The sequence below is a fragment of the Actinoalloteichus spitiensis RMV-1378 genome (assembly GCF_000239155.1).
Taxonomy (GTDB): domain Bacteria; phylum Actinomycetota; class Actinomycetes; order Mycobacteriales; family Pseudonocardiaceae; genus Actinoalloteichus_B; species Actinoalloteichus_B spitiensis.
In genome coordinates this window covers 1-5,947 of record NZ_AGVX02000034.1, presented here as the reverse complement: position 1 = coordinate 5,947, position 5,947 = coordinate 1, and the positions used below count along the sequence as shown (strand labels likewise).

General features: G+C 74.7%; 5 protein-coding genes and 1 pseudogene. 3 read left to right on the top strand and 3 right to left on the bottom strand.

Annotated features, from left to right (window positions below; translation table 11 throughout):
• Nucleotides 1-314 precede the first annotated feature (314 nt).
• Nucleotides 315-1,363, bottom strand: a pseudogene (locus tag ACTIDRAF_RS26735) (uroporphyrinogen decarboxylase/cobalamine-independent methonine synthase family protein).
• A gap of 318 nt (nt 1,364-1,681) precedes the next feature.
• Here ACTIDRAF_RS26735 and ACTIDRAF_RS0201790 point away from each other — a divergent pair.
• Genes ACTIDRAF_RS0201790 through ACTIDRAF_RS0201780 form a run of 3 tightly spaced genes read left to right on the top strand, consistent with a single transcriptional unit; the run spans nt 1,682 to nt 4,682 of the window.
• Entirely contained in the window at nt 1,682-2,692 is a 1,011-nt protein-coding gene (locus ACTIDRAF_RS0201790) for an acyl-CoA dehydrogenase family protein (RefSeq protein WP_157162790.1), read from the top strand.
• Entirely contained in the window at nt 2,689-3,975 is a 1,287-nt protein-coding gene (locus ACTIDRAF_RS0201785; RefSeq protein ID WP_016696994.1) for a bifunctional PIG-L family deacetylase/class I SAM-dependent methyltransferase, read from the top strand. Before ACTIDRAF_RS0201790 ends, ACTIDRAF_RS0201785 begins: the two co-directional genes overlap by 4 nt.
• Complete coding sequence (locus ACTIDRAF_RS0201780) at nt 3,972-4,682, top strand: glycosyltransferase family 2 protein (RefSeq protein WP_157162789.1); 711 nt, start codon at nt 3,972-3,974, stop codon at nt 4,680-4,682. The genes ACTIDRAF_RS0201785 and ACTIDRAF_RS0201780 overlap by 4 nt, the downstream gene beginning before the upstream one ends.
• Here the strand turns inward: ACTIDRAF_RS0201780 and ACTIDRAF_RS26730 are convergent.
• Nucleotides 4,665-5,234 carry an AAA family ATPase gene (locus ACTIDRAF_RS26730; protein WP_016696992.1) on the bottom strand — a complete coding sequence of 190 codons (570 nt, stop codon included), beginning with the start codon at nt 5,232-5,234 and terminating at the stop codon, nt 4,665-4,667. The genes ACTIDRAF_RS0201780 and ACTIDRAF_RS26730 overlap by 18 nt on opposite strands.
• Nucleotides 5,235-5,488: 254 nt before the next feature.
• The coding region (locus tag ACTIDRAF_RS0201770; protein ID WP_016696991.1) for an ABC transporter substrate-binding protein at nt 5,489-5,947 on the bottom strand (459 nt) is incomplete at its 5' end.

The following is a 5,947-nucleotide window of genomic DNA, read 5'->3' as shown; positions in this document are numbered from 1 at the left end:
GGGCGGAGCGGGGGTGGACCGTCCGCGAGCCGAAACGCCGAACCACCGGCCGAGCGACTCGACCAGCCGGTACCCCACCGCGTCCTCGGCCTGGTTCGTGAGCCGGTTGGGGCCGGCTCCCCACCCCGGCAGCGGCGCGATCTCGTCGCGTTCACCGGGACCTGGCACGAGTCACAGCTGGCGTGAGTCGTCGGAAGGCGGGCGCTGGCTCGCGGTCGACGTCGGGGTCGTGGGGGCACGCGGACTTGCGGTGGGAAGGTCCTCGTCTCCGTGCCGTTCCGGGGGCGGAGCCGAGCGGCCCCGCCCCGGTGTCCTCACAGGCCGAGTTGTTCGGCGGCCAGGGCGGTGCCCTCGATCCGGGCGCGGATCTTCGCGAAGGTGGTGTCCCGGGAGGTGGAGGTGTCGTCGGCGAAGGGGGCGAAGCCGCTGTCGTCGCAGGTGCCGAGCCGGTCGACCGGCAGGTACCTGGCGGCGGTGAGGACCCGGTCGCGGACCTGCTCCGGCGTCTCGACGGCCGGGTCGAGCGGGTCGATCACGCCGACGAGGACGCGGGCTCCTGGCGGCAGGTGGTCGGCGACGACACCCAGCACGCGGTCCGGGTCGGGCTCGCTGGCCAGCTGGAGGTAGAAGGTGCCCGCCCGCGACCGGAGGAACTTGGGCAGCAGCTCGGCGTAGTCGACGTCGAGGCTGTGGGTGGAGCCCTGGTCCGCTCCGGGGGAGGTGTGCAGCCCGACGCGGCCCGCTCGTCCTCGGAGAGGCGCTCCAGCACCTGGTCGTTGACCGCGATGAGGCTGTCCAGCAGGCCCCCGGAGGGGTCCAGCTTGAGAGACAGCCGTGCTTCGGTGAAGTCCAGTTGGACGACGTGCGCGCCGGCGTCCAGGCAGGCCCGGATGTCGGCCTCCGCCTCGTTCACCAGGTCCGCCAGGAACGCTTCCCGGGGGTAGCCGTCGATTCCGCCGGCGGGGTACAGCAGGCTCAGCGCGGACGGCGCGATGACGGCCTGTTTGACCGGCGAGTTCGTGTGCTTCCGGGCGGCGCGCAGGTAGTCGGCCGCGTGGTTGGCGTAGCGGAACGGCCCGGCGGTCAGCTGGGGCAGCTGCCGGGTGTGGCCGTCCGCGAACGGGATCACCACTCCCTCCGGCGACAGGTCCGGCAGCCCGGCGACCGGGTAGGTGGCGAAGCTGGGCTTGGCCTGTTCGCCGTCCGTGACGACCGGGGAGCCGATTTCCTCCAGCCGGGCGATGGTGTCGCGGACGGCGGCGTCCTGGGCGGCTGCCAGCGCGCCGGCGTCGCTCGCGCTCATCGCGGCGAGCAGTTCCGGGGTCCGGGGGATGCTCCCGATCGGTTCGGTGGGGATGGTCATCCGGAACGTCCTTCCAGGCTGTGTGCGAGCCAAGCCCGCCGAGTGGCACCGGAAGAACTACCAGACAGCGCGGCCTTCACCCGGCTCCGCCAAGATCAACCACCTGATGGGGTGAAGTGCCGGCACCCGCGGTGGAACGGTCATGTTCCGGGCCAGTGGCCCCCCGGCTGGCCGACGCCGGTGACCAACCGGGGGGCCACTGGCGGACCTCGTCATCCCTCTCCGGGCGGCCTGCCGACCCTGCCCCACGTCGGGTGGCGTGTCACACGACGGGGAGGGTGACGGGTAGTTCACCAGGCGACCGGGTATGCCGCTCCCATGCACCAGGAGAACCCGCCACCGAGGAGCCTTGTCGCCGAATTACCACCGAAGGGTCTCGCCGAGCCCCGCACCGTCATGACGGTGGCCGAGGAGCTGCGGTCCCTGGTCACCGCCGGGACGCTTGACCTGCCCCTCCCCGGGGAGGGGGACACCGCCGCCCGGTGGTCGGCCCTGTGCGAGCTGGGCAGGCGTGACCTGGTGTTGGCCCGTCTCGCCGAGGGCCACACCGACGCCACCGCCATCCTCGCGGAGGCCGGTGCGGTGCCCGAGCCGAACGCCCTCTACGGCGTGTGGGCCTCCCGCTCGGGCGGCACGGGCGCGGAGCTGGTCGACGGCCGTGCCTCCGGGCTGGTCCGCTTCTGCTCGGGGAGCAGCGCGCTCGACCGCGCCCTGGTCGTCGCCGACGAGCGGCTCGTCGAGGTGGACCTCGGGCACGAGGGGGTCCACGCCCACCCCGAGACGTGGCGGGCGGTGGGCATGGACGTCTCCGACAGCGGGGACGTGGTCCTCGACGGCGTCCCCGTCGAGCGGACCGTCGGCGGCCGGGGTTGGTACGTGCGTCGGCGTGGCTTCGCGCTGGGTGGGGCCGGCGTCGCGGCGGTGTGGCTGGGCGGCGCGGTGGGGGTGGTGGATCGCGTGGTCGAGTTCCTCCGGGATCGTGGTCACGTCGACGACCACCAGGCCGCCCACCTGGGCGCGCTGCGCACCGCCATCGCGGCCACCGACGCGTTGCTGGTCCGCACGGCCGGGGAGCTCGACGACGGCCGGGCCGGGGGCTCCGGGGACGCGGGGACCGCGCTCGTGGTGGATCTCGCCAGGGCGGCGGCCGAGTCGACGGCCAGGGACGTACTCGATCGCGCCCCCCGGGTCGTGGGCCCGGTGGGGCTGACCCGGGACCGCGACCTGCCGAGGCGGCTGGCCGATCTCCAGGTCTACGTCCGGCAGCACCACGGCGAACGGGATCTCGCCTCGATCGGACGGCACGTCGTGGACGGGGGTGCCCGATGACCGGCGGCCACACGGCGGAGGATCGCTGGCACCCCGCGCTGGCCGGCGTTCCCCAGCGCCGGCTCACCGCTCCCAGGAGGGCCACGGTGGTGGCCGCGCACCCGGACGACGAGACGCTGGGCGCGGGCGGCGTCGTCCGCCACCTGCACCGGCAGGGCACCGAGGTGGTGCTGGTCGTCGCCACCGACGGCGAGGCCGCGTTCCCCGGCTCCCCCGCCGACGAACGGGCGGAGCTGGCCGGGACCCGCCGCCGGGAACTGCGGGCCGCGTTGGACCGGATGGGACTGGACGAGGTCGACCCGGTGTGGCTGGGGCTGCCGGACAGCGCGCTCGCCGACCACGAGGAGCACCTGGTGGCGGCGTTGCGGGAGCTGATGGCCGACAGCGACCTGTGCCTGTTCCCCTGGCCCGACGACCCGCACCCGGACCACCAGGCCGCGGGACGGGCGGCGGCGGCCGCCGCGCCGGTGGCGGCGCACCGGTGGTCCTACCCGATCTGGTTGTGGCACTGGCGCGCACCGGAGGACCCGTCGATCCCCTGGGACCGGGCTCTTCTCCACCCGTTGTCCTCAGGTGACCGCGCCACCAGGGACGCCGCCATCGCCGAGTTCGTGTCCCAGCTCAAACCTGGACCACGCGGCGAGGAGCCCATCCTGGACGAGGAGATGCTCAGCCACCTCGACCGCGACGGCGAGGTGCTCTTCCGCGAACCCCGGCGCCGCACGGCCCCCCGCGACCGCTTCGTCGAGCTGTACGAACGGCGGGACGACCCGTGGGACGGGACCGGCTGGTACGAACGGCGGCGCCGGGCGGTGCTCCTCTCGGCGCTACCGCGTGAACGCTACGGGCACGCGGTGGAACCCGCCTGCGGACCCGGCCACCTGACCCGCGCCCTCGCGGAACGCTGCGACCGGGTGGACGCCTTCGACGCCGTTCCGGCGGCCGTCCGCACCGCCCGCCGCGCCACCTCGAACCTGCCGGGGGTGCGGGTCCGGGACGGTCGCCTGCCGGCGGCCCTGCCCGGCGGCCCGGTGGACCTGGTGGTGCTCAGCGAGATCCTCTACTACCTCGACGACCGGGATCTGACGGCCACCCTGGACCGGGTCGTCGCCGCGCTGCGCCCAGGCGGGCACCTGCTGGCCGCGCACTGGCTGCCGTGGGCGCCCGAGGCCCCGAGGGACGGGCGGGACGTCCACCGGCGCCTGGCGGCCCGCCCCGAGCTGCGGTGCCTGGTGGCGCACGAGGACGAGGAGTTCGTGACGCACGTGTGGGAGCGGCGGTGATCGGCGCGGTCGGGGTCGTCGTCCCGGCCAGGGACGAGGCGGAGCTCGTCGGGGCGTGCCTGCGGTCGGTGCTGGGGTCGCTGCGCTCGCTGCCGGCGAGTGTGGAGTCGGCGGTGTGCGTGGTGGCCGACCGGTGCGCCGACGGCACCGAGCTGGTGGCCCGTCGCGTCCTGGCCGGTCACCGCCGAGCGGTCGTGGTGGGCAACGACACGGCGCTGACGATCGGCGAGGTGCGCGACCTGGGGGTGGAGGCGGTGCGGACCCTCCTGACCGGACACCGGGCCGAGCGCACGCTGCTGTTGCACACCGACGCCGACACCGTCGTCACCCCGAGGTGGGCGGCGGAACACGTGGCCCGGTGCCGGGAGGGGGCGCACGCGGTGGCGGGCACCGCCCGGTTGTCCAGTCCTCCGACCTCGCGGTTGGCGCGCATCCGCTACCGGGACGTGCTGGCCCGGGCCCGCCGGCCGGAGGGCCACGGCAACGTGTACGGGGCGAACCTCGGGGTGCGGGCGGACGCCTTCGCGGCGGTCGGCGGGTTCGGCGCGGTGGCGCACGGCGAGGACCACGGCCTCTGGCGGCGGCTGGACGCCGGGGGTTTCCGGGTCCGCTACGACGCGGCGGCCACCGTGATCACCAGCAGCCGGGTGGTGGGGCGGGCACCGGCGGGGTTGGCCGCGTTGCTGGCCTCACTCGCCGCCGAGTGAGGGGAGTCCGGGGCCGCAGCGCGGGTGCTCGGGCCGGTGGTCAGCTGGTGGGCGGGCCGGCGGGGTGGTGGCCAGTCCGGTGAGGGACAGGAGTGCGGCGACGACCTCGGCCACCGGCGCGCGGGTGTCGATCTCGGCGGTCGCGTTCGCCCGCAGGAGGGGTTCGACGCGGGCGGTGTCCGCCGCGATCCGACGGCGGTCCGCCACGGTCCGGCCGTAGGGGTTGTCGTGGCGGTGGGCCACCCGGCGCAGGATCGTGGCCAGCGGCGCGCTCAGCAGCACGACGTGGTGGAAGCGCCGCCGGAAGCGCCCCTGGTTCCACACCGTCCCGGCGACGAACAACGCGGTGCCCGAGCGGGCGTGTTCGGCCAGCGTCGCCGACAGCCGTTCCTCGTTCCAGCGGCGTTCCCGGCCGGCGCCGTCCGGTCCGGGCCCCTCCTCGATCCACCCGCCGACATCGGTGTCCACCACCCGGTGTCCCCGGCGGGCCAGTTCGGCCAGGACGGTGGACTTGCCTGTCCCGGACATTCCCGTCACGTGCACGAGGACCACCGCTCCAGGCTAGGCTCCCGGGAGGTCGACGGTCCGGTCGGCACGCGGTACTCGGTGCGCGGCACGGGTCGACCGAGGTCGCGCCGGTCTCCGCTCCCGTTCCTCCTTCCACGCCGGGACTTCGGAAACCGACGCGCGCCGTGCCGCCAGGTCCCGGGACGGCGTGGCGCCGGCCCCGGCCGGCGTCGTCACGTGCGTGCCCCCGGCCGGGGCGGTGCGGCCATCGACGCGACGGGCGGTGGCGCGGTTGCCGGTCAGAGGTCGAGGTCGCGGAGGTAGCCGGCGAACTTCTCCAGGCCGTCGACGTTGCGGGGTCCGCTGATGCCCTCGTTGTAGTCGAGGACGAAGAACCGGTCGTTGACCACGGCGGGCAGGTCGGTGGTGGCCGGGAAGGACCGCAGGAACTCGATCTTCTCCTCGGCGGGCTGGTCACCGTAGTCGAGGATGATCACGACCTCCGGTTCGGCCTCCACCACGGACTCCCAGCCGACGGTGCTCCAGCGGGCGTCGACGTCCTCGAAGATGTTGCGCCCACCGGCGATGCGGATGATGTCGTTCGGCGGGACCTGGTTCCCGGCGGTCATGGGTTCGGAGGTTCCCGAGTCGTAGAGGAAGACGGGCACCGGCTCGCCCTCGGGCGTGTTCTCCTCCACCGCCTCGACCCGGCTCCGCAGCTCGGCGACGACCTCGTGCGCGCGTTCCCGCACCCCGAA

What these genes read in the sequence shown, in the direction of transcription:
- ACTIDRAF_RS0201790 (WP_157162790.1), top strand. Translation starts at nt 1,682, where the DNA reads ATGCACCAGGAGAACCCGCCACCGAGGAGCCTTGTCGCCGAATTACCA.
- ACTIDRAF_RS0201785 (WP_016696994.1), top strand. Translation starts at nt 2,689, where the DNA reads ATGACCGGCGGCCACACGGCGGAGGATCGCTGGCACCCCGCGCTGGCC.